Raw genomic sequence first — 3,329 nt, 5'->3', positions numbered from 1 at the left:
GAGATGACTCGAGCTCGGTACCCTCACAACTGAAACTAATTACTATGGAATATAATTAACAATTAATAAAACAAAAGACAGACTTAATATCTACTGAATCCCTGCAGCAAAGACTTGTTCAGCTATCAGATTTAACCCTGGAAATGCGGAAGATAAAATGCGATCGCCTTTACGAAACTGTTGAAGTTCATATTCTCCATTCACCAATTTACAAACTGTAATTGTTGGTTGTTTCGGGGAACCAATATAACGTCTACCCCCTATTCCCAGATAATCTACGATCCAATATTCATCAATGCCAATACTCTCATAATCCGTCATTTTTAACCCATAATCATCTCGCCAATTTGTTGATACCACCTCAACAGTTAAAGCAACAGATTCTCCATTCTCAATGACTGATGCTTTTTCCCAATGGGGTTCATTTCCTAAGTTGGGTCGCTTAATCACCGTCACATCGGGTTCGTACCCTGTATTGTTCGAGATTTTGACAATACACTCTCTGGGTATGAAATAAGGAACTTGCATATTATCAATCACTGAATTTAAACATTTAATTAAAAATCCAGCAATTTCCGAATGTTTTCCCCTCGGTTTTGGCATCTCGACAACTACTCCACGTCTCAATTCGTAGCCGTTTTGTGAACTCTCTGGATACCAATCGAGGAATTGGTCGATTGAGATCGGTTTTTTATCAATCTCTGCAATCATTGAGTTCCTGACTCCTCTGAATCTTAAATCTATCAAAACTATTTTAGCAATACTATAGCAATCAGGAATGATTCATGAGATATCTCTTTTTTTATCTGTTGCCTGTTGCCTTCTACTCAGACTTAATTCTCACATTTGAAGATTTTTGTTTACAAAAACTGATAACTGCTCACTGCCCACTGCTCACTGCTCACTAACTTTGATCTTAGACAAAATGCCCAAAGGGTGTAACTTTCTGCTAATATCTTAGAGAAACGTTAAGAAACATTACAATTTTTATAAATGAAGTTATTAATCGTTGGCGCAACAGGGACATTAGGGCGACAGATAGTGCGCTGTGCCTTAGATGAGGGACATGAAGTCCGTTGTTTAGTCAGAAATGCTAGAAAAGCTGCTTTTTTAAAGGAATGGGGCGCAGAGTTGATGATGGGGGACTTTTGTAAACCCGAAACCTTACCCCGTGTCTTAGAAGGAATGGAAGCTGTTATCGATGCAGCAGCAGCGCGGCCAACGGACAGTTTATCCATGAAAGAAATAGACTGGAATGGTAAGGTTAACTTAATTCAGGCGGTTAAAGAATCAGGGGTTGATCGTTACATCTTCTTTTCCCTTCTCAACGCCGAAAAGTATCCTGATGTGCCATTAATGAACATCAAACACTGCACAGAGAAGTTTTTAAAAGAATCAGGACTAAACTACACCATCTTACGACCTTGTGGCTTTATGCAGGGGTTAATTGGTCAATACGCTGTGCCGATGTTGGATAACCAAGCGGTTTGGATCTCAGGAGAAAGCACTCCTATTGCCTATATGGACACCCAAGACGTGGCTAGATTAACCATTCGGGTGTTAGAAGTCCCCGAAACCCAAAAACAGACCTATCCCATGATCGGCACAAAAGCCTGGACACCAGAAGAAATTATCGATTTATGTGAGAGACTCTCGGATAAAAGGGTAAAAATTGCCCGTGTACCCTTGGGACTGCTAAGATTTTTACGTCGCTTTACTCGTTTCTTCCAATGGACGTATAATATTTCTGACCGCCTAGCCTTTGCTGAGGTTTTGGCTAGTGGTAAACCCTTAAATGCCTCAATGGATGACGTTTACAAAACGTTAGGGGTTGATGTCAAAGAAACGACTACTTTAGAAGCTTATTTTCAAGAGTATTTCAGTCGTATTCTTAAAAAGCTCAAAGAAATCGATTACGAAAAGAACAAAGCGAAGAAGAAAAAGAAAACTCCTTTCAAATCTTCTGTATAAGTTAAAGCTGATCCAGGATAATTTGCTGTGCCAAAACTCGGCATTATATATAACGATCTCAAACCCGTCGCTTGTAAAGCTGCTCAAGATTTACAAACTGAGTTGACGGAAAAAGGCTGGACTGTTGTTTTAGAGACTGGCCGAGGAGGACTCCTTGGCTATTCTCACCCCGAAAGTCCTGTCTGTCACACTTCCATTGACAAATTAATTCCCCCTAATTTTGATCAAGATATGGCCTGTGCTATGGTCTTGGGGGGAGATGGTACGGTATTGTCTGCCTATCGACAGTTAGCCCCTTGTGGTATCCCTTTATTAACCATTAATACGGGACACATGGGCTTTTTGACAGAAATTTATCTGAACCAGTTATCGGAAGTCTTAGATAAGGTTTTGGCAGGAGACTACGAAATAGAAGAACGTACCATGTTGACGGTACAGCTATATCGTGGGGACACCTTATTATGGGAAGCCTTATCCCTCAATGAAATGGTCATTCACCGCGAACCCTTGACCAGTATGTCTCATTTTGAGATCAAAATTGGCAGACACGCACCGGTAGATATTGCTGCTGATGGCTTGATTTTATCCACTCCTACGGGGTCTACAGCCTACTCCTTAAGCGCGGGAGGACCGGTGGTGACTCCTGATGTCCCAGTGTTACAATTAGCCCCTATTTGCCCCCATTCTTTGGCTTCTCGTTCTTTGGTGTTTTCTGATAAGGAAGCGGTGAATATTTTTCCTGCTACCCCTAACCGTATGGTGTTGGTGGTGGATGGCAATGGAGGGTGTTATGTGTTGCCGGAAGATAGAATTTATGTGGAAAAGTCTCCTTATGCTGCTCGTTTTATCCGTTTAGAAGAACCGGAATTTTTCCGTATTTTACGGGAAAAGTTGGGTTGGGGACTGCCTCATATTGCTAAACCAACTTCGGTTGAGTTACCTTAATTGCTTGAACTAATTCGTCATGTTCTTGATATCTTTAGATACAATGGGGTGTCAAATCAACCCCAATAAATGAGTCTAAGTTTCTAAATCGTTCATTAACATCGCCAATCCGCAAAATTTTACACCAAATTTAAACCAAATTTTCTGAGCCTAAAAGGATGACTGAACTCTTATGGGTTACCCAGTTAGAACGCGGATGGGCCTTTTACCTTTCCGGAAGGATCACCGAAGTTCCAAATTTTTAGACAGAAGAACGCGTGACACGACGGTTACGCATTACGAAACCGAAAGGACTTGGGGAGCCATGTCTGCGAAGTTAACCCGCAACCATTTTGCCATTAAGTTCCCATTCCAACTTAACGGAACTACGTTGACCCTGTTGTTTCCTCAGGTAACCACTCACTATTAAGCGG

Annotated in this window: 3 protein-coding genes; 2 read left to right on the top strand and 1 reads right to left on the bottom strand. The window is 41.3% G+C overall.

The window, feature by feature from the left end; genetic code table 11:
- Window positions 1-90: 90 nt before the first annotated feature.
- Window positions 91-711 (bottom strand): Uma2 family endonuclease, encoded by a 621-nt coding sequence (locus tag CWATDRAFT_RS30650; protein WP_007308585.1) that lies wholly within the window; start codon window positions 709-711, stop codon window positions 91-93.
- A 282-nt stretch (window positions 712-993) separates the two neighbouring features.
- On the opposite strand from CWATDRAFT_RS30650, the gene CWATDRAFT_RS30645 reads away from it, so the two are divergent.
- Together CWATDRAFT_RS30645 and CWATDRAFT_RS30640 are read left to right on the top strand one after the other, a co-directional pair.
- The gene (locus tag CWATDRAFT_RS30645; protein ID WP_007308586.1) at window positions 994-1,971 is read left to right on the top strand and encodes an SDR family oxidoreductase; all 978 of its coding nucleotides are present in this window, start codon (window positions 994-996) and stop codon (window positions 1,969-1,971) included.
- A 27-nt stretch (window positions 1,972-1,998) separates the two neighbouring features.
- Window positions 1,999-2,916: an NAD(+) kinase gene (locus CWATDRAFT_RS30640; protein ID WP_007308587.1), complete on the top strand. Its 918-nt coding sequence runs from the start codon at window positions 1,999-2,001 to the stop codon at window positions 2,914-2,916.
- The last annotated feature ends 413 nt before the right edge of the window (window positions 2,917-3,329 follow it).

Origin of the sequence: Crocosphaera watsonii WH 8501, from assembly GCF_000167195.1 — a bacterium.
GTDB classification, from domain to species: Bacteria; Cyanobacteriota; Cyanobacteriia; order Cyanobacteriales; family Microcystaceae; genus Crocosphaera; species Crocosphaera watsonii.
Note: the sequence above shows the minus strand (reverse complement) of the source record. Positions and strands in the feature narration are given on the sequence as shown.

What these genes read in the sequence shown, in the direction of transcription:
- CWATDRAFT_RS30645 (WP_007308586.1), top strand. Translation starts at nt 994, where the DNA reads ATGAAGTTATTAATCGTTGGCGCAACAGGGACATTAGGGCGACAGATA.
- CWATDRAFT_RS30650 (WP_007308585.1), bottom strand. Translation starts at nt 711, where the DNA reads ATGATTGCAGAGATTGATAAAAAACCGATCTCAATCGACCAATTCCTC.